We start from the raw sequence: 23203 nt of genomic DNA, 5'->3' as shown, positions 1-23203 counted from the left end.
GCTTTCCTTTCACTCGTTTTATTTTTCATTTTACCGTTGAAACATACAGGAAAACAATTGGAAATTAACTGTCATTTCTTATATGATAGAAAGAGATGGAGGTGTGACCAATTGAAAAAATGGTTTTTACAAGTGTTCCTTACAGCACTGATCACCATGTGGATACAGGCTGGACTTGATCAGGCGAACGTCATTCAGATCACCAATGTATGGGTCGATGTCAGCAGCTGGATCCTGATCTTCTTTGTCATCTACGCACTTTTTGAATGGACAGCTCACGTCTTAGCAAAACGGAAAACCGCTCTCCGCTGAACATCTCTTTTCATAGAGATGTTTTTTCTTGAAACTCTTCTTGCACAAGTTCATGAATGACACCCATTCCTGCCTGGCTTCCAGCAGCTGCTGCGAGAACTAACTGAGCAGGACCGCCTAGATTATCACCACATGCAAAGATACCACTGACGGTTGTACGTCCAAGAATATCTGTTTCAATACCAGCATTCTTCGTCATTTGACAGCCTAGTTTTTCAGCAAATGGAGCTGACTGCTTGAATTCACTTGCGACAAAACCGCCTTCCCTTTTTACTGTCTCCCCATTTGCAAGCTGGAGAGAGCGCAGCTGCCCATTGTCATGATCAATCGATACAATTGGCACATCAATGACTTGAATAGAATGTGCCGTCAGAAGTACCTTGTCCTCTTCAGCCAACACGTGCCCATTCGTAAACACGATCAAATCCTTTGTCCAATTGGAAAGAAGCTTAGCCATATGCAAGGCTCGCTGATTCTCTGCAATGAGGGCAAGTGCTTTGTCCTTTAATTCCCATCCATCACAGAAAGGACAGCTAAACAACGTTTTTCCGTACACATCATGAATTCCTTCGATCTCTGGCAGTATATCCTGAAGACCTGTTGCCAAAATGATTTTTTTCGCTTCGAATCTATCCCCCTCGTGTGTTAGTAACGTAAATCTTTCCTCTTTCTTTTGTATATCAACAATTCGACTTCGTTTGATTTTGATATTAGGGTATTTTTGAAGATCTGCCTCTCCCGCTCGTCTGATCTCAAACGGTGTCATTCCATCGTTTGTAATAAATCCATGTGATTCCTGCGTCACTCGATTTCTTGGCAGCTCATCATCAAATACAATGACTTGCTTTCTGCCTCTCCCTACAACAAGTGCTGCACTTAATCCGGCTGGCCCGCCTCCGATAATGGCACAATCTAATAACATATCAATCTCTCCTTTTCTATTCAAGATTTTAAAGACTCTTAATATCTATAATTAGTTCAAAAAAATCACATGTTGAAAAATGGATTTTTTTCTGTCTGTTCAATTTGGCTCGCAATATCAATTAACCGTTTTTGACTTAATGTCTCCTGCATTTTCGTTTCAACATCCTGCATAACTTGTTCAATCAAACAGCCATCATGAGGCATAAAGGAGTCATGCTCTAAGGAGCAGCGAAATAAATTCGTTTGTCCTTCTACAGCCTGAATGACATCTAAAAAAGAAATGTCTTCCTTTCGTTTGATAAGGGTATAACCTCCCTTTGCACCAGGTGTTGATTCAATCAATCCCGCCTTCACAAGCTTTGTTAAAATTTTGGATAAATAGGTTGGTGAAAGATCTTGTATCTTAGCAAGAGGCTCAACACCAATCGCTTTACCCTTTGGTGCAAGAGTTAAAAACACCATCGTATGCAGCGCATAGTTGGTTGCTTTAGAATATTTCATGAGGAAACTCCTTTCTATCTATTATAGACCTTTTATATCTGTAATTGATCATAGATGATTCAAGAGAAAAAAGCAAGAGTTGTGAATCTGCTCCACTTTTCATTCCACATTTCATATTTCCTTCCGATAATAGAAGTAAGCACGAAATAAAGTTTTGATTGAGAACGAGAAGGAGTGAATAAAAATGTCAGATCAACAGCACAATGCAGCACACGAAGAAGAAGAGGAATTTAACGTATACGACATGCTTCCGCCCGCAGGTACAATCATCGGAGAAGCAACAGAAGAAGAAATGGATGCCGCAGCAGCACTTGAAGTGAGACATGTCGCGTTCATGCGCCTTCAAGATATGTTCATTCAATTCGATGGCTCGTCTTACAAAGACTTATTAAAAGACTTTCAAGAATTCGAAATGGATTCCACAAAATTCTGGAGAGCCATTGCTAGACGTCTTCAAATTCCGTACGAATGGCCAATCCGAATCGACCACGCAAACGGCCCTATTTATATTGGTGAAACAGAGGATAGCCGTGAGGTTGAGGAGAGCGCAGAGTAAGGGAATGGCGGCCCCCTTTTGGTAAGGAGGCTTTTACAATACATCGGTTGAAAAAACAAATAAGCAATATGAGCGCTGTCACGCCCATATTGCTTATTCTTTTGTTATGTTAACTCTGGCCAAAATGCTTGATTTGCCACAATTAAGTCGTCTAAAATATCTTTTGCTACTTTAGCACTCGGCACCGTTTTCGATAATGTGATAGCCTGCCATAGTTTTTGATACGACCCTTCTTCAAATGCTTCTACTACTAATTTTTCTACGCCAACTTGCTGCTCCATAAGACTTTTTTGAAATCTAGGAATTTCTCCAACTACTAATTTTTCTGGACCATTGCTGCCAACAATACAAGGAATTTCGACCATGGCTGTTGGATCAAAGTTCCTAATGGCGCCATTGTTCTCTACGATCATCAGCATCCGTTCCTTTTTATTAAAAGCAATGGCTCGTGCCAAATCAACGATATAGGAAGCGTGCTCATCAATGGTCAGCTTTGTTTCCTTTGCAGTTCCTTTATCAATGATGGCCTGACATTCACTAAAAACAAAAGCTTCCCGCCCCTCCATCACTTCATTGGCACGCGTGAACTCGATATTTGAATGTGCCACTTCTTCATCTGGAAATAGATAGTATTTCAAATACGTATTCGGTACCGTTTTTGGATCAAGCGCTTGAATATCTTTGGCCTTTTTTAATGTGCTGTTCCAGCTCTTCTGCTGTTCTAGCTCAGATGTTCCATCTGTTGCATAACCATGCTGGCTTACATGCTTAATCACCTCAGGCATTAAGCTATTTCCTGCTTTATCTCGAATATCTGTCCACCAGCCAAAATGATTCAAACCATAGTAATCGACTTCTAGTTCTTTCCGCGAAGATAAGCCTAAATTTTTTGCAATTAATTCTTCAATACCAATTGGCATATCACATATGTTTAAAATTTTGGCATTCGGTCTTAGCTTACGTGTTGCCTCTGCTACTATCGCTGCAGGGTTAGAATAGTTTAACATCCAAGCTTCAGGTGAGTATTTTTCCATATAATCGACAAGTTCTAATACACCTGGAATGGACCGCATTCCGTAAGCTATTCCGCCTGGGCCGCATGTTTCCTGTCCGACGACTCCATGCTTCAATGGAATTTTCTCATCTAATTCTCGCATTGCATATTTCCCGACACGAATATGTGCCATCACAAAATCGACTTGAGTAAAGGCTTCTTCTGGGTCCGTGCTTGCCAGTAATCGCACTTCTGGTGCCCGTTCTTTTAACATAATCTCACATGCATCTGCAATCGTCTTTTGTCTAGCTTCATCATTATCATAGAGTTTAATTGTATGAATTGGGAACTCATCTAGATAGTCTAACAGCATCAAAATGATCCCCGGTGTAAATGTACTTCCGCCTCCAGCGATGGTAATATTAAATTTTTTCATGATATCCAGCTCCTTTTTTAATCTAATGAAAGTTTTGTCTCAAAGGACTCTCTTACTTGCGGTACACTTAAGCCAACAATGATTTGAATGCTTTGACCACTCTTCGCCATGCCGTGGGCCAGTTTATTTTTTGTAAAGTAGTCCCTATCTTTCACCAAGCTAGGGTCAATCACTGTAATACGCAGACGTGTGGCACAGTTTGTCACATCTTTAATGTTTTCTTTACCGCCAAGGCCTTCTAAGAAATACACGGCTTTCTCTTCATACTCAGATGCATAAACGGGCGCTTCTTTTTGGTTATGACCTTTTTTATGAGCATTCTCATAATCCTGTTTTGTATATAGCCTCGTCTCCTCCTCATGTTTTCGTCCTGGTAATGGAATATCGAATTTCACAATCATCCATCTAAATATGACAAAATACACGGCTGTAAAAAGAAGTCCAATCATCGCTTGGATCAGATAAGTCCCTCCATGATTTGAAGAGAGCGGAATCCAGTTCAATGCAGCTATTTCAATAAGCCCGGAACCCATCATTCCGACAACACCAAACATATTCATGATTGTCACCATGGTCGCACCAAGAAGTGCATGTATTACAAATAAATAAGGCGCGAGGAATAGGAATGTAAATTCAAGCGGTTCTGTAATTCCGGCAAATACCGCTGTTAATGTGGCGGGTAATACCAATGCCAAAACCTTTTTTCTGTTTTCTTTCGGTGTTGAAAAATACATGGCTAAAGCTATCCCTAAACAGCCAAACATCTTAATATTCCCATGCAATAAAAATCCGTATGGATAAAGATCCTTCAAATCGGAAGTGGAGGACGCAAATTCATTTAAGTGAGCAATCCAATATGGTTTTAACCCCCCATTTACAGCCGCTGGACCAAACTCAAAAGGTGTATAAATAAAATGGTGAAGTCCTGTTGGAATTAACACCCTTTCCAAGAAATGAAACAGCCAGACACCAATATAACCAGACTGTGCCATGAACCCTTGGAGAGATTGAATCCCCTGCTGAACATAGGGCCATACAAAAGCAACGATAAAAGCAATAGGAATCATCACAAAGAATCCGATGATGACAACAAATACAAGCCCCTGGAAAATCCCAAGCATTTCAGGCAGCTTTTGATCATAAAAACGATTATGGATCCAAATGACGATTCCAGATATCATCACCGCACCAATGATACTTGTATCCAGCGTAGGTATACCCGCAATTTCTTTTACACCCGCTACGTTCTCGACACCTTGCGATAAATCAACGCCAAAAGTAGACGGCCAAAGTGTCAAAATAGCATGAATATAATTGTTAAATACAAGATAAATCATCAAAGCTGCGAGCGTCGCACGTGCTTGCGCTTTTTTTGCAAGTGAGATGGGCAATCCAATCACAAAGGCTAATTCCATATGATTGAAAATCGTCCATCCCCCGCTTTCAATCAGTGACCAGACCTTGTACCACATCGTACCTTCTCCAGCCATTTCCCCCATAATCGCTGGATTCTTACATAAAGTCGCGAGGCCGACAACAATACCAAAAAACGCGAATAAAAGTACAGGAACTACCATAGCACTGCCAAACCGCTTGATTGCATTCATAAGCATAACCCCTTTGCTTGATCCATAACATCACTGTAAAGGCAGCGCTTACAAAAACCAATAGGTTTGACGTATTTAGAAATCAAGTTGTAACATTAGATTATATTTTCACAGGAAGAAAATATTTTCATGTTGGAGGGCACATCGCATGATACTGGACAAGCTGGTTAATAAACACTTCGAAGATTTAAATAAGAATGACCTGCACATTATTAAAACGATCCATGATCATCTTGAAGAAATGAAGACAATGAAAATTCAGGACCTTGCCCGTTATGCTCATACTTCCATCTCATCCATCCATCGGCTTGCTAAGAAAATAGGGTTCGACGGCTACAGTGACTTAAAGTCTTATGTGAAATTAAATGCTTTCACTGAAGAGACCACACAGGATTTAATGCAGCTGCTTGATCAAGATATCCGCCAGACAAGAAAATATATGGAGCAGCTGGACTTTCATCAATTAAATCAACTGATAGATCGCGCACCGTATATTTATATTTATGGTACAGGAACTGCACAGCTCGATTTGGCCAATGATGTACAGCGGCAGCTATGGTCACTGCATAAAAAATCTCAAGTATTACGAAGCAAGCGGGACTTAACAGATGGAATCATTGAATTTGGTGAGGATGACCTTTTATTTATCATTTCTTTATCTGGTGAATCGAAGAATTTAGATGAAATCATTCAATTGGTGAAAACGAGACATATCAAATTTATCAGCATGACCACATTAAGGAATAACCTTCTTGCACAAAATGCCATGTTTAACATCTATGTAAGCAGCACCCCGTTTCACTTATATAACAAAGTGGACAACTCCAGCTTTCTGCCATTTTACATTGTGGCAGATATTATCGTCAGAAAATTTAGTGAGTGGAAAGTGAACCAATTGAATAATAAGACTTAAACTTAACAAATACAGTTTTGGAGAGAGATTCAATGTTGCTTCGCAAAAAAAAGAGAGACTCTTTTGTCTCTCTCAAAAAATACTGTATAACAACGATTTTAATGAACTATATCTACTAGCGGCTGTCTTTTCCTATTCAGCAGTATAATGCCCAGCAATCAGTTCATCAAACGAATCCGCTAATTTGAAATCCGTCTCATCTTCTAGATCAAAGTAGTGAATCGGCGGATGCTCCTTTGTTTCTCTGTAATCCAATGCAATCCACGTATGACCATCCCCACAAATAAGCACAAGTCCCTCAGGCAATTCCCATTCTTCTATTAAATAATCACTATCCATAATGCCTTCGTCTTTGGCAATTCCTCTTAAATGATCAAATGATACATGATCCTCTGCCCATCCATTCGGCTGATCCGTTGGAAAAGCGTTATGCAGGGTATAACCGCCATTTTGTTCGAGGATCAGTTGCTTATATGTATCAGGCAGGATGACGCCTAGCTTCTTTTCCGCTTCTGCAATGTCTTTCTCATTGATTTTCTTAAATGTTTCTTCGCTTTCTCTGTCTTTATCCCAAAATGGTTTCAAATAAAATACCTCCAATTGTTATTTCTATCTCATTTTACCATTTAAGATAACTAGTTTAATAGTTCTATTTAATAAAAAAGAGAAGGGTTCCCCCTCCTCCTCTTGTTGGTCATGATTGTTCTTGATTTCTCGCTTCAAATTCATCCAGCATGGCACGCACTTCATCTGTTGATGATGTGTTCATTAATTGATTTCTTAAGAAACTCGCTCCTCTGAATCCTTTTACATAAATCTTAAAGAAACGATGCAACGCCTTGAATGGACGCAAGCCTAATGAAGAATATTGATCATGAAGGTCAAGATGTAATCTTAAAAGACCGAGCAGTTCATCACTTGTATGCTCCTTCGGCTCTTTTTCAAAAGCAAATGGGTTATGGAAAATCCCGCGCCCAATCATCACGCCGTCCACTCCATACTGCTTAGCGAGCTTTAAGCCTGTTTGACGATCAGGAATATCACCATTGATTGTCAAAAGCGTATCAGGTGCTACTTCATCACGAAGTTTTTTAATCTCAGGAATGAGCTCCCAATGCGCATCCACCTGGCTCATTTCCTTTCTTGTGCGAAGGTGGATCGATAAATTCACAATATCTTGCTCCAAAATGTGTCTAAGCCACCTGCGCCATTCATCGACCTCAGTAAAACCTAGTCTTGTTTTGACGCTGACAGGTAATCCCCCTGCTTTTGCCGCTTGAATCAGCTCTGCCGCAACGTCTGGACGAAGAATCAATCCGCTGCCCTTTCCGTTTTGCGTGACATTTGGGACAGGACAGCCCATATTAATATCAAGCCCCTGAAATCCTAACTCCGCCATTCCAATGCTCATCTGTCTAAAGTTCTCAGGCTTGTCTCCCCAAATATGAGCAACAATCGGCTGCTCATCCTCTGTAAACGTTAAACGCCCCTTCACACTTTGAATACCATCAGGGTGGCAATAGCTCTCACTGTTCGTAAACTCTGTAAAAAACACATCCGGTCTCGCCGCCTCACTCACAACATGACGAAACACAACATCTGTCACTTCTTCCATTGGTGCTAATATAAAAAATGGCCGCGGTAAATCACGCCAGAAATTTTTACTCATCTTTCATCCAATTCCTCTCATGACATAGCGCCTTAAAGGGCATGTCCTTCTGTAAATTCTTTCAGCAATTTTTATCATTATATACTTTACTAAGGATTTAATGCAAACGTTCGTTCTCGACGTTAGAACCCTTATAATAACAGGCTTTGCTCATATTCATCTATATTCAATCATTGCAAAATCTTGCAATTAAAAGTATTCTTTTGGGGGAAGATTGGGGGAAGATTGGGGGAAGTTTTGGGGAGGTTTTTATAAAATGGACAGACGCAAAAGGAGCGAAAAATGAACATAAACAAAATACGATCAGCACTATATAAAATATCAAAAATTTTAGGAGACGTAAACGCCGTTCAAAAAGGTACTATTGGGAAACGTGTTATGCGACGTGCTGCCGGTAAAGCATCCGGTAAGCTAATGAAAAAGATATTCAAATAAAATAGTTCACAGTGGTGATTTCATGAATGATCTTGAGAGAAAGCTATATAGGATCATCTATAATATGAGCCGTTTTAGACGAAACCCAACAATGAATGAACTTAAAAGAAAAACAGGCAGGGATGAGCCAGCGATTCGTAAGGCAGTTGAAAATTTTATTTCTCGAAAAGAGATTAGATGGGATAAAGAGAAAAAGGAATGGCGGTTCTGATAATATTGCTTTTTATGGGATATTAAGTAAAATGAATTTATTATATTACGGAAACAGGAGGGGAAAACATGATTAGTGTAAAACCATGTGGAGACAACACATTTTCGTATATCCTAGAATCACTCGATAAAGCAACAGGGAAAAGAAAAAGGATTGTTCGCAAAGGGTTCAAAACAAAAAACGAAGCAATGAAAGCAGCAGAAGCAAAATTAAAAGAAATGTAGATTCTTTGAAAATAATATTCAAATAAAAAAGAAGCCCTCCGAAAAGGGCTTTTAAGCGAAATAACCAATGCTTGTTGTATGTCCCCGCTGGGCTTCATTATGGATATCGTTTGATGAAACATAACTAAAAGCACCTAACACACTGACAATTATTAATACGGCTGCAACTGACTTAAATTTCATAAAGACACTCCCCTCTCTTAATTTGGTGTTGGAAATAAAGAATCTTCTCATAAAATTCGTTTGCGTGCTCTTTATCTCCTGCTTTATTATAATGCTTCGCCGCATCTTTCGATAAATCTTCAAGATTCGCATAAAAAGATTTTGATTCCAAATAAGCCATTGCTTCTTTTATACGATTAACATTGTTTTCTAAATACAATGCTCTCAATAGAGTGAATGTATTTATAAATATGTCGTCTTTCAATTTTCCAGCCAATTCTATTCCCTCGTTTAAAGCGTATAATCCTAAATCATTTTGATCAGTTTTAAAGTATGACTTTGTCAACATAACCATCGGATCAAGAATTTTATTTAAATGTTCGTATCCTTGTTCTTTAAAAGAATGGATTGATTCGTTAAAGTATTTTATAGCTATTAATAGTTCATCATTGTGGAAATAACTTAAAGCCAAATTATACAGCGCTGACCCTACTAATCTTTTGGTGTCGCTTTCCGTTGCTTTTTCTAGTGCGTGTTCAAAATGTGGTTTTGCTTTTTCGGGGCAACCCATATCAATATAGTTTAATCCAATGACAAAGGAACATTGTATCTGTCTAACAGTATAAGTTTCTTTTTCTCGATAACATTCTATCGCTTGGGCTATATGGTGCATGGACATGTGGTTTTGTTTCATGTGGTAATAGATTTCAGCCATCTTGAAATTGAACTCGGCACGTTCAATATCATCACTGACAAGAGACAGCTTTTTTTCTGCTCGTTTATAGAAGGTAATGGCGTTGAGGTATTCATAGTTTTCAAATTCGTACATGCCGTAGAAAAAATTAAAATAATAATCAAGTAAGCCTGTTAATTTCTCTTGATCCCTTTTGATCTTCATTGCTAATTCTCTAAAGTTGGCACGCTCTTTTCCATTCTCCAATGGATTCAAATAATCCAACATTAATTTATGTCGGAACTCCATAAGAGAGAAATATAATAATAAATCCTGGTTTTCCTCCATATTATCGAGCAAAGATTTTATTTCTTCTTTATATGCCTCGGCGTCCGGCACGTTAAATCTTTGAATATGGTAATACCATTCATTGATTTTCATCCCGACTTGAGAAGAAAGCACTTTCTCCATAAGACCCTACCCCTTCCTTACTATTCCTTATAATGACATATATTATCATTTTCGGAATAATTCCACACCGAAAAGAAACCGCAATTTTTCCATAAGATAAAATACAATTATATAGACACATAAATGTATAATGTTGTGAAAATACAGTATTAAAATACTATTTACCCTTAATTTGGTTGTTGTTACAATTTTTATATAAATCAAGAAAGGAGTGATTATCTTATATAAAAGTCCTAAAAGAATTTAAGACATATGCCACTGTTTTTTCTCAAGATGTATTTTATAATTGAGGCTTGAACAACAAGGTTTTTTTAGCACTATAAACAGCCTCTTCATTAAATTTTCGGAGGCGAAATTACTATGACTTTTAAAAAGAAGTTTGTTCCTGTACTATTAAGCGCAACTTTATTAACTTCCGGTCTGGGTGCGACTACTGCGTTTGCAGCGGAGCCAACTAAATCAATAGCACCAGTACATACAAAGGTATACAAAACATCTTTACAACAAGCCGCAACAAATAATAGCACTAGCCCTATTCAGTCAAATGCTTTAACAACTCAAACAGCCGCAAACGGGGAAGTTTCTACACAAGGGGCTGTTTCATGGTCATATAAAGCATTCCGAGGTGCTTTACGTTCTGGTGGATGGTTACTATCAAAAGCATTGAAACCCTTTAATCCAAAGGCTGCTGCTTGGATCAGAAAGAAATCTGCTAAAATAGCAAAGGTAATGGATAAAGGGGAAAAGTGGACAGAAAAACAGTTTGTAAAAGCTTTTGTTAAAATGGGTGCACCTAAAGATGTCGCTAAAACTTTGGCAAAATTCATCATTAATCTTCTTTAAATAAACAATAAGTGCTATTAGTTTTCTAATAGCGCTTTTTTATGGAGGGTATATATTGTCTTTTTCTTATGTGATTTCATTGACTTTTTTAATACTCCTTTTAGTTTCTATCATATTTTATACTTTTTTAAGGAAAAAAAATGTTGTAGATGAACCCCCAGGTGCTATTGCTGCCGTTCTTCTTATTTTACTAATATGTTTTTCCCTTGGTTTCGTTATTGCTATTCCGACTTTCATGCTTTACCTAGTATCATTGGGAGTAAATTTTCTTTTCGGCGAATACATAACTTATGATTCATTTTTCTCTTTGGTGACCTTTTCGTTGTTAGTTAGCATCATCGTGATTTTTTGGTCATTTATAATTTTATTTATAGGGAAAGGAATCATTTTTTTATTGAAGGTCCCAAAATGGATTACTTATATTCTAGAATTTTTTGCTTCGTGGGCTCTTATTTATTTTTCAATCAAATATGTACTTAATACGGAGATAATTGAAGTTTCTATATGGGGAAATGGCGTATTGATTTTATCATTTTTTGTTAGCTTTTTATACATCGGTCTTGACATTATATCCTCTGCGCTGGATCAAAAAAATGAAAATATAGAAGAAGACCCCCCCATCCAATAATGGACAGAGGGGTTCTTGTTTAACGCTATCTATAGTCGTATGTCTATAGATTTTATACTTTAATATGAAACGGGCAAAATTGCAAAAAAGGACTTTTGGTGATGAATTGCGCGGCGAAAATATTGATTCCACTTCCAAATATCATTTTTTAGTGCCGATTGAACATGCAAAAATAAAAAAATCCCAATATCGATGTTTTTCACAGAATCGGGATGTCACAATACATTACTGATTAATCACAAGACTTGCTACACATTCTACATGGTTGGTATGCGGAAACATATCCACAGGCTGCACTTCCTCTGTCACATATCCGCCATCTTCAAGAATTCTCAAATCACGAGCAAGCGTCCCTGGATTACAGGACACGTAAACAACTCGGTTTGGTTTCATCTTTAAAATGGTGTCAAGCAGTGCTTCGTCACAGCCTTTTCTTGGCGGATCGACGACGAGGGTATCTGCTTTGATGCCTTCTTTGTACCAATTCGGAATAACCGCTTCTGCTTCACCGACTGCGAATTCAACATTATTGATTCCGTTTAAGGCAGCATTTCTTTTTGCATCTTCAATTGCTTCTGGAACAATTTCAACCCCATATACTCTGCCTGCTTTTTGTGCGAGAAATAAGGAAATCGTACCGATTCCACAGTAAGCATCGATGACGGTTTCTTCGCCTTGCAGCTCTGCATATTCAAGCGCTTTGTCGTAAAGTACCTTTGTTTGAGCTGGGTTCACTTGATAAAATGAGCGGGCCGAAATGGCAAATTTGATGTCGCCAATCGTGTCATAAATGTATTCTTCGCCCCATAAAACGGTTGTTTCGTCTCCGAAAATGACATTTGTTTTCTTTGAATTCACGTTTTGTACAATTGACCGAACGTGTGGGAAGCGTGCTATAATCTGCTCAATCACCTGCTGCTTTTGCGGAAAGTCAGCTGTTCTAGTAACAAACACAACCATCATTTCACCTGTTGCAATACCGTAGCGAACCATCACATGACGCAGCCAGCCTTTGTGCCGCTCTTCGTTATATGCTTTGATGCCAAACGCATTGCATATGTCTTTTACTGCCTGTACCACTTCGTCGTTTTCTGACTGCTGAATCAAACATTTTTCCATATCAATGATTTCATGGGTACGCTGCTGATAAAAACCTGCAACAAGTCCGCCTTCTCGTTCGCCAACTGGAACTTGTGCTTTGTTTCGGTAATTCCAAGGGTCTTCCATGCCGAGTACAGGATGAACTTTTACACGGCTCATATCAAGCTTGCCGATCCGCTCTAAAACGTCCTTTACTTGTTTCTGTTTAAATAGCAGCTGGCCTTTATAGCTCATATGCTGAATTTGGCAGCCGCCGCACTGTTTGTAAATGGGACATGGCGCATCTTGCCTGTGCTGACTTTCCTTTGTCAGCTCCATAAGTCGTCCAAAAGCAAATCCTTTTTTGACTCGTGTGACTTTGATTTTCCCTTGTTCGTCAGGAAGGGCATTCGGTACAAAGACAGGGAATCCTTCAATTTTCGCTACACCTGCACCTTCATGCGTTAAGTCTTCGAAGGTTACATTGTAGTATTCATTCTTTTCAACAGGCGGTTTCATTTTCACCAATTTTATCACCTCATTTGCAAAGAAAAACTTGGCCGCCATAAGGAACCAAGTTCAGTCTTCACCCTATTTTTTCAGCTGTTGCTTTTGGCACAATAAATTCAATATGGCGATACAGGTTTTCAAATTCACCTGGCAGCATGCCGCCGTATTCACCATCTAAATTCAATTGCATTTTATCTTTTACATCTACCTTCACGCGATTCGCTTTTGCGTAGATGACATTGTTATCATGAATATGCTCGCCTCTAAGAGCAAGGCTGACCACTCGTATGGCTTCTGCTAAATTGACCTTCTTTAGAATAATCAGGTCAAACATCCCATCATCTAAAATGGAATCTGGCGCTAGTTTTTCAAACCCGCCTACTGAGTTTGTGAGTGAAACAAGAAACAGCATGATTTCTCCATGAAACAATTTGCCGTCATATTCAATTTCGACTTCTGTCGGGCGGATAGAAGGAAGCATCTCCATGCCTTTTAAATAATAAGCAAGCTGTCCAAGCATGGTCTTCAGCTTGCTAGGCACCTCATAGGTGAGCTCTGTTAACCGGCCGCCGCCAGCAATATTAATAAAATAATGGCCATTGACTTTACCGATATCAAGCGGCTTCGCTACACCCTCAATAATGGCATCTGTCGCTTTTAAAACACCTTCTCGTGGAATGCCAAGTGCTCTTGCGAAGTCATTTGTCGTTCCAACTGGAATAATTCCTAGTTTCGGTCTTTTTTCAAGCGGTGCTAGTCCGTTGACGACTTCATTGATCGTGCCGTCTCCACCTGCTGCTACAATTAAATCAAAATCTCTCTGTGCGGCTTTTTCTGCTGCTTGCGTGGCATCTCCTGCACATGTCGTCGCATGACAAGAAGTTTCATAGCCAGCTTGTTCAAATTTTTGCAAAACCTGCGGTAAATTCTTCTTGAAGAGTTCACGCCCAGATGTCGGATTGTATATAATTCGAGCACGTTTCATTCATCATCATCCTATATTCATTATGCAATCTATTTTCACCACTAACAACCTTTAATTATACTATGAGATTTGAAAATGGCAACAAAACAACCACCTAATTATGTGAAATCTCCTAGCCAATCTCCCTCAGCAAGAAAGCATTCTGATAAGATAAAAGAAAACGCTGTAAAGGATGATATGCGATGAAAAAGCCTGTCTATTTTAATCATGACGGCGGTGTTGATGACCTCGTCTCTTTATTTCTTCTCCTTCAAATGGAACATGTGAAAGTCATCGGTATGTCTGTGATACCTGCTGATTGTTATTTAGAGCCTGCTCTCAGTGCATCTCAAAAAATCATTGATCGATTCAGCCCTTATGAAATTGAAGTCGCTGCTTCAACTTCTAGAGGCGTCAATCCGTTTCCGAAGGATTGGCGTATGCATGCTTTTTATGTAGATGCTCTGCCAATTTTAAATGAAAAAGGCAATGTTGATACAAAAGTGTCCAAGCTGCCAGCACACCTTCACCTGATTGAAACGGTTAAGAAGGCAAAAGAACCTGTCACCCTGCTCTTTACTGGTCCGCTCACAGATCTTGCACGCGCTTTAGAAGAAGATCCTTCGATCTCTAATAAAATTGAGAAATTGGTGTGGATGGGCGGCACGTTCCTTGAAAAAGGCAATGTTGAAGAACCCGAGCATGATGGGACAGCAGAATGGAATGCCTTTTGGGACCCTTATGCTGTCAGCACTGTCTTTCAGGAACCGTTTCCTATTGAAATGGTCGCGCTTGAAAGTACAAATCAAGTCCCGCTTACACTTGATGTACGTCAGCGCTGGGCTTCTCTTCGTTCTCATATTGGAATAGATTTTATCGGACAGTGCTACGCCTTTTGTCCGCCGCTCATTCATCATGAAACGAACTCGACTTACTACTTATGGGACGTGCTGACAACGATCACTCTTGCTTCCTCTTCATTTACTCGCTCAAAAGAAGTGAACGCAATCGTTTATACCGAAACGCCTAGACAAGGTCGCACTGAAGAGCATCCAGATGGAAAATCAATTCAAGTGATTGACCATGTCGATCGTGATGCCTTTTTCCACGCATTTGAAGAGCTTATGAGAAAAGCTGTTTGTCAGATTTCAAAATAAAAAAGCCCCGCTCATTGGCGGGGCTTCCTCTTACTCTTCTTCTGCGTACTTTTTCTTACGTCTAAACTTGCTTAACATTTCATACACGATTGGAACGATAACCAATGTGAGAAGTGTAGAACTTGTTAAACCGCCAATTACGGTAACACCAAGTCCTTTTGATACGATCTGGCTTCCACCTTCAAATCCTAATGCGAGTGGCAGCAGTGCACCAATTGTCGCAAGTGCCGTCATTAAGATTGGACGTAATCTTGTTGTACCTGCTTCAAGTAACGCTTCTCTTGTTGAGAGACCTTCTTGTTCTTTATGAATCACTCGGTCAATCAAGACAATGGCATTAGTTACAACGATACCGATTAGCATGAGCAATCCAATCATGGCATTTAAGCTGATGGTTTCTTTTGCTATAAACAATCCAAGCAGCGCACCAATAATCGTAAATGGCAGTGAGAATAGAATCGCAAATGGTGCAAGACCTCCGCCAAATGTGATGACGAGAACGAGATACACAATGGCAATCGCTGCTAGCATTGCAAGGCCAAGCTGTGTAAAGGATTCCTCAATATCCTCACTTACGCCGCCTGTGTCAATCGTTACGCCAGATTTTAGGTCAAGCTTATCGACTTTCTTCTGAACATCCTGCGTTACACTTGAGACGTCGTCTGTTGTCATGTCACCAGACACTTCTGCGTAGATTTTTCCATCACGTTTTGTCACCGTATTTGCTGTCGTCCCATCTTTTACTTTGACGACATCACCAATTCGGACTTCTTGCCCTGTTGGTGTGGTGATCTTTTTGTTTTCTAAATCTTTTTTGCTCTTATATTCATCTTTTTCCGTTTGAAGCTTCACATCAAGTTCTTTGCCGTCCTCTGTGACTTTCGTCAGTGTTGTTTCACTATTTTGAGGTGCAATCGCTTGAGCGATTTGTGAAGCAGTTAGACCTAGTTTCGCCAGTTTTTCTTGATCTGCATTAAACGTATATTCGTCGTATTTCTCAGATAAGCTTGTGCTGACATTTTTCAGGTTTTTCTCATCTTTTAAGATGTTCTCAACATCTTTTACTGTGCCTTCAATATCACTTGCTTTGTCCCCGTACACATAGTATGTCACGGTATTATTTGCACCAGCAGATGAGAAGTTTTGTGATTTCCATTCCCCTTTAGACGCTTTGTCTTGAAGAGCTTTGACCACGCGGTCTTTTTCTTTATCAAAGTTTGGCGTGTCATCATCATATTGTACGAAGAATAACGCACCGTTAGAGTTACCGCCAACACTTGCGGTCATAGCATTTGAAGAGCCTAGTGAATACTGAACTGTATTGACATGATCCCGTTTCATCAAATATTCTTCAGCTTTTTTCGTTTCATCAATTGCTTGCTCTCTCGTTTGTCCAGGTTCTGGCGTGTATGTCACCATGGCCGTTTTCTCTGCTTCCTGTGGTAAGAAGCTGACACCGACAAGTGGTGCTAAGAATAAGCTTCCGACAAGCATAAGAATGGCAATTCCTGATGTGATCCATTTATGGTTGAGTGTCCAATTAAGTACACGTCTATAACCGCCAGCAAGCTTGCTTGGTTTATGTTCTTTTACTTTTTTCGCTGTGCCGTAGAGATTCTTTTTAAATAGACTGTGTGCCATCATTGGAACAATTGTAATGGCGACAAGCAGTGAAGCAAGTAACGCAAACACAATCGTTAGGGCAAATGGGATGAATAGTTCACCAATCATTCCACCTACTAATGCTAGCGGTAAGAATACTGCAATAGTCACAATGGTCGAAGACATAATCGGGATAAACATTTCTTTTGTGGCTTCTCTGACGAGTGCCTTGCCTTTTAATGGTTCATCCTTTAATGCCATTCGTCGATAGATGTTTTCTATGACCACTATCGAGTCATCGACAACACGCCCAATGGCGACGGTCATGGCACCAAGTGTCATGATATTTAATGTAATATCCAGCTGATTTAATAATAAAACAGCAATCAACAGAGATAACGGAATGGAAATGACCGAAATTAATGTTGATTTGATATCTCGAAGGAACAACATAATGATAATGATCGCAAAGATTGCTCCGATGATCGCCTTGTTCAGCATTGTGCTGACAGACTCTTTAATCGGCTCTGCTTGATCATATGTGGTGCTTACTTTGATGCCTTTGTTGTCTTTTTTGAATTTCTCAAGCTCTTTTGTGACTTCTTCTGCTACACTCACTGTGTTGGCATCAGAGCCTTTGACAATTTGCAGACCGATACTGTCTTTTCCATTCGTTCTAGAGATCGATTCTGCATCTTTTACGACTTTAATATCTGCTATCTCAGATAGCTTGATCGTCGGCAGCTCTACAGATTGACTGCTTGCTGCACCTGCTTGCTGCTGAGCTGCTGCTTGCTGCTGGCTTGCACTTCCAGCCTGCTGCTCCGCACCTTGCGCACCTGGGTTTTCTGAGCCGTTAGAAGGTGCTCCAGCTCCAGCGCTTCCCGCACCGCCGCCTGCACTTGGTGTGACTGGAATACGCATGTTTTTCAAATCTTTGACGCTTAAAATATTGCCGTCCACGACAACTGATTTTTGTTTGTTGCCAAATGTGTATAGACCTAATGGTACATTCACATCAGAGCCTTTGATCATGTTTTGGACGGTATCTTCATCTAGACCGTATTCTTTCAATTTCTTTTGTTTAAACGAAAATTCTACTTCTTTGATTTGCTGTCCTGAAGTTTCGACAGAAGAGACACCGTCTAATCCTTGAAGTGAAGGAACGAGATCATTTTCTACTTTTTGTGTAAGGTCTTGTAATGATTCTTTATCACCAGAGACACTAAGAGCTAGGATTGGAATCGCATTAATACTAAAGCGTGCGATTTTAGGTTTTTCTGCATTTTCAGGGAAATCGATATTGCTAATCGCATCTTCAATTTCCTTTTTTGCTTCATCCATGTCTTTGTTGTAATCGTACTCGATTTGAATGGATGATGCATTTTCAAATGAATTAGAAGTGACCACGCTGACCCCATTGAGGTTTTGAATCGATTTTTCAATTGGATCTGTCACCTTATCTGATACTTCGTCCGGCGTTGCGCCAGGGTACGTTGTAGAAACCGTAATGACTGGCGTGTTGATATTCGGGATTGATTCTTGTTTCATATTCAATCCGGCATATAGACCAGCAACTGTTACGATAATCGTCATGAGCCATACAGCGAACTTATTCTTTAATACAAAATTGATGATCGAATTCATTATATCCTCCATTTTCCTTTATGTATTGACTGACTGGTCATTCTATATCATAATAAACGGTGATATACAATGCCGTCAACCATTTCACTTGCGTTTGACGTAACATTCTAAAGCTGAAGGGGCCTTATTTCATGAACGAAAAAAAAGAAAAAATCATTAAAGCAAGCATCCAATTGTTTGCGAAAAAGGGTTTTTCTTCTACGACCATTCAGGAAATTGCAGATGAATGCGGAATATCAAAAGGCGCATTTTATTTACATTTCAAATCAAAGGAACAGCTTTTCAACCGAGCGTTTGAATATTATATCGACACTTCGATGCAAACTATCGAAATGATTCGAAAAGAGAATCAGCATCTCGCGCCGAGAGAGATCTTTCAGAAACAAATCGCTGAACAGTTTCAGCATTTTGCTGAGAACAAGGATTTTATCATTCTGATCCTCAGCGAGAACATTATTCCGGAAAACCAGCAGATTAAAAAGTATTCAAAAACTGTGAAAAAGCAAATGAACGATGAAATTCAAATTTCCATCTTGACCACTTATGGACAGGAAATCGAACCATATATAACTGACCTGTCAGTCATGATTCAAGGAATTATCCAATCATATGTGCAGGTTCTGCTTTTACAGGATCAAATGAAATTATCATTTGATGAGCTCTCATCCTTTATACTCGAACGGTTTGATGATCTGGTTCACGGCTTGCTTCGTTCTCAGACGAAGCCGATTTTGAAGCAAAGCATTTGGGATGATGAAGCGCCGAGTGCTGCTTCCCTTCAAGAGGAGCTTCGCTTGTTAAAGCTTGAGCATCTGCTTTCAGATGATACCGTTGTATCCATTGAAGTGATTGAAGAAGAGCTGGCAAAAGCTGAACCTCGAAAGCCAGTCATCCAAGGAATGCTGACGAATTTAGAAAAGTGTGAGGAGCCTGCTGTTCTAAGAGCAGTGGAGCAATTGAAGCTGTTTCTTCAGTAACATGTCGTGCTGTTTTTCGATTTAGCTCACCTTTCCCCCTTCGAATGTGCACTTTCGCTTATGCTTCATTATAAGAAAAGATTCTCTAAATTGATATACGGCGGTGGTCTGAATCTATGTTAAGACCCTGTCATTTCAAGCAAAAAAACCGCCTGTTTCATCAGGCGGTTTTTTGCGATTTAGCGTTTTTTGATTTCTTCAAGGAGAATCTTGTTCACCATCGGCGGGTTAGCTTGGCCCTTCGATGCTTTCATGATTTGTCCGACTAAGAAACCAATCGCGCGGTCTTTACCATTTTTAAAGTCTTCAATGGATTGCGGGTTGTTATCAAGTGCTTCTGTGACAAGTTTGAGCAGTGCACCTTCGTCAGAAATTTGGACAAGTCCTTTTTCTTTGACGATTGTTTCTGCATCTCCTCCATTTTCAATGAGCTCTTTGAATACCTTTTTCGCAATCTTAGAGGAAATTGTTCCTTTTTCAATAAGCTTGATCATGCCAGCAAGTCCTTGCGGCGTTAGCTTTGTATCGTCCAGCTCTTTTTGAGCAGAGTTTAAGTAAGCAGATACTTCACCCATGAGCCAGTTCGATGCTTGCTTCGCTTCTGCACCTTCTGAAATGGTCGCTTCAAAGAAATCAGACATTTCTTTCGTCAGCGTGAGTACCATTGCATCGTATGCAGGGAGTCCAAGCTCATCGATATAGCGTTTGCGGCGCTCGTCTGGAAGCTCTGGGATCGATGCTCTTACGCGTTCTTTCCACTCGTCATCAATGTACAGCTCCACCAAATCCGGTTCTGGGAAGTAGCGGTAATCATCAGATCCCTCTTTGACACGCATCAGGATCGTCTTTTTAGACGCTTCGTCATAACGGCGGGTTTCCTGTTCGATCAATCCGCCAGAAAGCAATACTTGCTCTTGACGCTTCTCTTCGAATTCAAGGCCTTTTTGTACGAAAGCGAATGAGTTCAAGTTTTTGAGCTCTGTCTTTGTACCAAACTCTTCACGGCCGATTGGGCGAAGAGAAATATTGGCATCACAGCGAAGTGAGCCTTCTTCCATCTTACAGTCAGAAACGCCTGTATATTGAATAATGGATTTTAATTTTTCTAAGTAAGCATACGCTTCTTCTGGCGTGCGAATGTCTGGCTCAGATACGATTTCAACAAGCGGTGTGCCTTGACGGTTGAAATCGACGAGTGAGTAACCGTCGCCTGTGTGCGTCAGTTTCCCAGCATCCTCTTCCAAATGGAGACGCGTAATACCGATTCGTTTTGTTTTGCCTTCTACCTCAATTTCAATCCAGCCGTTTTCACCGATCGGTTTATCAAACTGAGAAATTTGATACGCCTTTGGGTTATCAGGATAGAAGTAGTTTTTACGGTCAAATTTTGTATCTGTTGCGATTTCACAGTTCAGCGCCATGGCCGCTTTCATCGCAAAGTTCACCGCTTCTTTGTTCAGTACAGGCAGTACGCCAGGATATCCAAGGTCGATGACACTTGTTTGCGTGTTGGCAGCTGCACCAAAAGGTGTCGGCGAGCTTGAGAAAATTTTCGATTGTGTTTTTAGCTCTACGTGGACTTCAAGTCCAATTACCGTTTCAAAGTTCATTCTGATTCACCCCTTACAGTTCAGGTTTTGCTTTATGATGATCTGTTGCTTGCTCAAAAGCGTGAGCCACGCGGTACACTGTTCCTTCGTCAAAGTGCTTGCCGATGATTTGCAGTCCTAACGGAAGGCCATTTGCAAACCCACAAGGCACACTGATTCCTGGAACGCCTGCAAGGTTAACAGGGATCGTTAAAATATCGTTTGCATACATGGTTAGCGGGTCGCTTGTCTTTTCACCAATGTTAAATGCAGGAGTCGGCGTTGTTGGTCCTACAATGACATCATACTTTTCGAAAACATCTTCAAAGTCTTTTTTGATCAATGTACGGACTTTTTGCGCTTTTTTATAGTACGCATCGTAATATCCTGAGCTTAGCGCGAATGTACCAAGCATGATGCGGCGCTTCACTTCGTCTCCGAAGCCTTCAGAACGAGTATTTTTGTATAAATCAATCAGGTTGTCTGCATTATCTGTACGGTAGCCATAGCGGATGCCGTCAAAACGAGCAAGGTTCGCAGATGCTTCTGAAGAAGACAGTAAGTAGTAAGTCGCAAGCGCATATTTAGAATGCGGAAGAGACACTTCTTCCCACGAAGCACCAAGTCCTTCTAATACTTTTAACGCTTGAAGAACAGATTCTTTTGCTTCCTCGCCAACGCCTTCGCCAAGGTATTCTTTCGGCACAGCAATTTTCAAGCCTTTGATGTCGCCAGTTAATGAAGAAAGAAAATCTGGGACATCGACATTTGCACTTGTTGCGTCCATTTGATCGACACCTGCAATGGCTTGAAGAACATATGCGTTGTCTTCTACATTACGTGTAATCGGACCAATTTGGTCTAATGATGAAGCAAATGCGATTAATCCGTATCTGGATACACGGCCATATGTCGGCTTAAGACCCACAACCCCGCAGAAAGATGCTGGCTGACGAATTGAACCGCCTGTATCTGATCCAAGTGAGAATGGTACTTCACCTGCTGCAACAGAAGCTGCTGATCCACCGCTTGATCCGCCTGGAACGGTATTTAAATTCCATGGGTTTTTCGTCGCTTTGAAGCCTGAGTTCTCCGTAGAAGATCCCATAGCGAATTCGTCCATATTTAATTTACCGATTGTGACTGCTTCAGCGTCTCTTAGGCGGTTCACAACGGTTGCATCATAAATTGGATCAAAGTTTTGCAGGATTTTACTTGAAGCTGTTGTACGCAAATCCTTTGTAACAATGTTATCTTTCACACCGATCGGCATACCGAACAATAGGCCAAGCTCGTCCTTTTCACCAACTGCCTCGTCCAATTCCTTTGCATACGCACGTGCTTTCTCTTCGTCCAGTGCAAGGAATGCTTGTACTTTTCCGTCTACTTCATTGATTCGTTTATAAGACTCGTCCACTAAATCAGAAACAGACAGTTCCTTTTTATGTAAAAGCTCTTTTAATTCAGAAATTTTGTGATCAAACAGTGACATGTCTCGGGCCTCCTTTAGTCCAAAATTGATGGCACACGAATATAGCCGTCTTTATGATCAGGCGCGTTTTTGACGACTGCCTCAATGGAAAGACCTTTATTCGGAACATCTTCTCTCATGACGTTTTTCATTTTTAATACGTGTGTAGTAGGTTCAACGTTTTCCGTATCTACCTCGTTTAACTGCTCTGCAAATGAAATGATGCTATCAAGCTGTTCTGTAAACATCTCAGCTTCTTCTTCTGTAATCGCAAGCCTTGCTAAATGCGCAACGTGCTTGACTTCTTCTATTGAAATTCTTGACATGCAGGTTCACCTCCAAAAATGATGCGTACTCGTGGTCATGATCATAAGTTATATACACTTTATCATATCAAATTTTACTGTTCTAAAGCAACTTTACGCAGGTGCCGTGAAAGGTTCGTTCTCTTGAAAACGTCTTTTTATCAAATCGATAAAAGAAATATTCATCAGGCGACTTTTATTTTTCAGAAAATTTTTACTTTTGTTTATTTTTGTAATCGCTTACATATTGATTCTTATCATCGATCGGTACATTTTTTCTTCAAAATGAAGAGGTTTAGGCAGGTTGATCACTTGGGAATACTCTGTTAGGTTAAGTAACCA

Annotated in this window: 22 protein-coding genes and 1 pseudogene; 9 read left to right on the top strand and 14 right to left on the bottom strand. The window is 40.1% G+C overall.

What is annotated here, in order from left to right:
- The first annotated feature begins 111 nt into the window (after nucleotides 1-111).
- Entirely contained in the window at nucleotides 112-312 is a 201-nt protein-coding gene (locus tag NSS80_RS03550; RefSeq protein ID WP_125587232.1) for a hypothetical protein, read from the top strand.
- A 10-nt stretch (nucleotides 313-322) separates the two neighbouring features.
- On the opposite strand, the gene NSS80_RS03545 is transcribed toward NSS80_RS03550, so the two are convergent.
- The gene (locus tag NSS80_RS03545) at nucleotides 323-1234 is read right to left on the bottom strand and encodes an NAD(P)/FAD-dependent oxidoreductase (RefSeq protein ID WP_034623079.1); all 912 of its coding nucleotides are present in this window, start codon (nucleotides 1232-1234) and stop codon (nucleotides 323-325) included.
- A 65-nt stretch (nucleotides 1235-1299) separates the two neighbouring features.
- Nucleotides 1300-1737, bottom strand: coding sequence for an Rrf2 family transcriptional regulator (locus tag NSS80_RS03540; RefSeq protein WP_024426668.1), 438 nt, complete (start codon nucleotides 1735-1737; stop codon nucleotides 1300-1302).
- Between the two features lie 184 nt (nucleotides 1738-1921).
- Between NSS80_RS03540 and NSS80_RS03535 the strand changes: the two genes are divergently transcribed.
- Nucleotides 1922-2293 (top strand): hypothetical protein, encoded by a 372-nt coding sequence (locus NSS80_RS03535; protein ID WP_024426669.1) that lies wholly within the window; start codon nucleotides 1922-1924, stop codon nucleotides 2291-2293.
- Nucleotides 2294-2397: 104 nt separating this feature from the next.
- Here the strand turns inward: NSS80_RS03535 and NSS80_RS03530 are convergent, their stop codons facing one another.
- Together NSS80_RS03530 and NSS80_RS03525 are read right to left on the bottom strand one after the other, a co-directional pair.
- A complete protein-coding gene (locus NSS80_RS03530; protein ID WP_025092656.1) occupies nucleotides 2398-3723 on the bottom strand; it encodes a 6-phospho-alpha-glucosidase in 1326 nt (441 codons plus the stop codon).
- 17 nt (nucleotides 3724-3740) lie between these two features.
- Nucleotides 3741-5330: an alpha-glucoside-specific PTS transporter subunit IIBC gene (locus NSS80_RS03525; protein WP_277722323.1), complete on the bottom strand. Its 1590-nt coding sequence runs from the start codon at nucleotides 5328-5330 to the stop codon at nucleotides 3741-3743.
- Between the two features lie 148 nt (nucleotides 5331-5478).
- Here NSS80_RS03525 and NSS80_RS03520 point away from each other — a divergent pair, with 148 nt between their 5' ends.
- Nucleotides 5479-6243 carry a MurR/RpiR family transcriptional regulator gene (locus tag NSS80_RS03520; protein ID WP_034623071.1) on the top strand — a complete coding sequence of 255 codons (765 nt, stop codon included), beginning with the start codon at nucleotides 5479-5481 and terminating at the stop codon, nucleotides 6241-6243.
- A gap of 135 nt (nucleotides 6244-6378) precedes the next feature.
- Here the strand turns inward: NSS80_RS03520 and NSS80_RS03515 are convergent.
- Both NSS80_RS03515 and NSS80_RS03510 read right to left on the bottom strand, forming a co-directional pair.
- Nucleotides 6379-6828 (bottom strand): annotated as a pseudogene (locus tag NSS80_RS03515) (SMI1/KNR4 family protein); the annotation flags it as partial.
- 109 nt (nucleotides 6829-6937) lie between these two features.
- A complete protein-coding gene (locus tag NSS80_RS03510) occupies nucleotides 6938-7912 on the bottom strand; it encodes a tRNA-dihydrouridine synthase (RefSeq protein ID WP_041116108.1) in 975 nt (324 codons plus the stop codon).
- A 457-nt stretch (nucleotides 7913-8369) separates the two neighbouring features.
- Here NSS80_RS03510 and NSS80_RS03505 point away from each other — a divergent pair, with 457 nt between their 5' ends.
- Both NSS80_RS03505 and NSS80_RS03500 read left to right on the top strand, forming a co-directional pair.
- Nucleotides 8370-8558, top strand: a complete 189-nt coding sequence (locus tag NSS80_RS03505; protein ID WP_041116104.1) for a hypothetical protein — start codon at nucleotides 8370-8372, stop codon at nucleotides 8556-8558.
- Between the two features lie 68 nt (nucleotides 8559-8626).
- A complete protein-coding gene (locus NSS80_RS03500; RefSeq protein ID WP_080769795.1) occupies nucleotides 8627-8782 on the top strand; it encodes an Arm DNA-binding domain-containing protein in 156 nt (51 codons plus the stop codon).
- A 51-nt stretch (nucleotides 8783-8833) separates the two neighbouring features.
- On the opposite strand, the gene NSS80_RS03495 is transcribed toward NSS80_RS03500, so the two are convergent.
- A complete protein-coding gene (locus NSS80_RS03495; protein WP_255816864.1) occupies nucleotides 8834-8965 on the bottom strand; it encodes a hypothetical protein in 132 nt (43 codons plus the stop codon).
- Entirely contained in the window at nucleotides 8955-10088 is a 1134-nt protein-coding gene (locus NSS80_RS03490; protein ID WP_041116103.1) for a RapH N-terminal domain-containing protein, read from the bottom strand. Before NSS80_RS03490 ends, NSS80_RS03495 begins: the two co-directional genes overlap by 11 nt.
- A 360-nt stretch (nucleotides 10089-10448) precedes the next feature.
- On the opposite strand from NSS80_RS03490, the gene NSS80_RS03485 reads away from it, so the two are divergent.
- Together NSS80_RS03485 and NSS80_RS03480 are read left to right on the top strand one after the other, a co-directional pair.
- Nucleotides 10449-10931, top strand: a complete 483-nt coding sequence (locus NSS80_RS03485) for a hypothetical protein (protein WP_041116102.1) — start codon at nucleotides 10449-10451, stop codon at nucleotides 10929-10931.
- A gap of 55 nt (nucleotides 10932-10986) precedes the next feature.
- A complete protein-coding gene (locus tag NSS80_RS03480; RefSeq protein WP_317222156.1) occupies nucleotides 10987-11559 on the top strand; it encodes a hypothetical protein in 573 nt (190 codons plus the stop codon).
- Between the two features lie 225 nt (nucleotides 11560-11784).
- On the opposite strand, the gene rlmD is transcribed toward NSS80_RS03480, so the two are convergent.
- Together rlmD and NSS80_RS03470 are read right to left on the bottom strand one after the other, a co-directional pair.
- Nucleotides 11785-13164, bottom strand: coding sequence for a 23S rRNA (uracil(1939)-C(5))-methyltransferase RlmD (gene rlmD, locus NSS80_RS03475; protein WP_041116287.1), 1380 nt, complete (start codon nucleotides 13162-13164; stop codon nucleotides 11785-11787).
- Nucleotides 13165-13225: 61 nt separating this feature from the next.
- Nucleotides 13226-14134, bottom strand: a complete 909-nt coding sequence (locus NSS80_RS03470; protein ID WP_024424554.1) for a diacylglycerol kinase — start codon at nucleotides 14132-14134, stop codon at nucleotides 13226-13228.
- 182 nt (nucleotides 14135-14316) lie between these two features.
- On the opposite strand from NSS80_RS03470, the gene NSS80_RS03465 reads away from it, so the two are divergent.
- A complete protein-coding gene (locus tag NSS80_RS03465) occupies nucleotides 14317-15270 on the top strand; it encodes a nucleoside hydrolase (protein ID WP_024426675.1) in 954 nt (317 codons plus the stop codon).
- A gap of 30 nt (nucleotides 15271-15300) precedes the next feature.
- Here NSS80_RS03465 and NSS80_RS03460 read toward each other — a convergent pair whose 3' ends face one another.
- Nucleotides 15301-18519 carry an efflux RND transporter permease subunit gene (locus NSS80_RS03460; protein WP_041116098.1) on the bottom strand — a complete coding sequence of 1073 codons (3219 nt, stop codon included), beginning with the start codon at nucleotides 18517-18519 and terminating at the stop codon, nucleotides 15301-15303.
- Between the two features lie 131 nt (nucleotides 18520-18650).
- Here NSS80_RS03460 and NSS80_RS03455 point away from each other — a divergent pair, with 131 nt between their 5' ends.
- Nucleotides 18651-19496 carry a TetR/AcrR family transcriptional regulator gene (locus tag NSS80_RS03455; protein WP_034282806.1) on the top strand — a complete coding sequence of 282 codons (846 nt, stop codon included), beginning with the start codon at nucleotides 18651-18653 and terminating at the stop codon, nucleotides 19494-19496.
- Nucleotides 19497-19675: 179 nt separating this feature from the next.
- Here the strand turns inward: NSS80_RS03455 and gatB are convergent, their stop codons facing one another.
- The 3 genes from gatB to gatC are packed head-to-tail and all read right to left on the bottom strand — an operon-like array spanning nucleotide 19676 to nucleotide 22882.
- Nucleotides 19676-21106 carry an Asp-tRNA(Asn)/Glu-tRNA(Gln) amidotransferase subunit GatB gene (gene gatB, locus NSS80_RS03450; RefSeq protein WP_024424551.1) on the bottom strand — a complete coding sequence of 477 codons (1431 nt, stop codon included), beginning with the start codon at nucleotides 21104-21106 and terminating at the stop codon, nucleotides 19676-19678.
- Between the two features lie 13 nt (nucleotides 21107-21119).
- Nucleotides 21120-22577 carry an Asp-tRNA(Asn)/Glu-tRNA(Gln) amidotransferase subunit GatA gene (gene gatA / locus NSS80_RS03445; protein ID WP_041116096.1) on the bottom strand — a complete coding sequence of 486 codons (1458 nt, stop codon included), beginning with the start codon at nucleotides 22575-22577 and terminating at the stop codon, nucleotides 21120-21122.
- Nucleotides 22578-22591: 14 nt separating this feature from the next.
- A complete protein-coding gene (gene gatC, locus NSS80_RS03440) occupies nucleotides 22592-22882 on the bottom strand; it encodes an Asp-tRNA(Asn)/Glu-tRNA(Gln) amidotransferase subunit GatC (protein WP_024424549.1) in 291 nt (96 codons plus the stop codon).
- Nucleotides 22883-23203 lie beyond the last annotated feature (321 nt).

The sequence above is a fragment of the Bacillus sp. FSL M8-0350 genome, assembly GCF_038593345.1.
Lineage (GTDB): Bacteria > Bacillota > Bacilli > Bacillales > Bacillaceae > Bacillus > Bacillus safensis.
This window is presented reverse-complemented; position numbering and strand designations above follow the sequence as displayed.